This is a genomic window from Pedococcus sp. 2YAF34, assembly GCF_052114585.1.
Taxonomy (GTDB): domain Bacteria; phylum Actinomycetota; class Actinomycetes; order Actinomycetales; family Dermatophilaceae; genus Pedococcus.
Map to the genome: position 1 here is coordinate 1 of NZ_JBFRFA010000138.1, position 392 is coordinate 392.

At 70.9% G+C, this 392-nt stretch carries 1 protein-coding gene; it reads left to right on the plus strand.

The window, feature by feature from the left end:
* Positions 1–392: GNAT family N-acetyltransferase (locus AB4Z02_RS19260; RefSeq protein ID WP_441972986.1), on the plus strand; the 392-nt coding region annotated here is incomplete at both ends.

A 392-nucleotide genomic window follows, 5' to 3' on the forward strand; every position in this document is an offset into this window, starting at 1 on the left:
ACCGTGGTCGGGGTGTCGCGCGACGGAGTCACGATCACTCCGTTCCGCGACGAGGATGCGGCCGAATGGGTCGAGCTGAATGCGCGGATCTTCGAATCGCACCCGGAGCAGGGGCGGCTGACCGTCGACGACCTGCGCGCCCGCCAGGCCGAACCGTGGTTCGATGCGCACGACTTCCTCGTCGCGCGAGACCAGCGCGGACGCATCGTCGGCTACGACTGGGTCAAGGCGGAGCCCGACGCGGACGACGGCGAGATCTACGTACTCGGGGTCGACCCCGCGCACGCCGGACGCGGGACCGGGCGTGCCCTCCTGCTTGCCGGCCTCGAACGGCTTGCCCAGCGCGGCCGCACCACGGCCACCGTCTCGATCGAGACCGACAACTCGTCCGC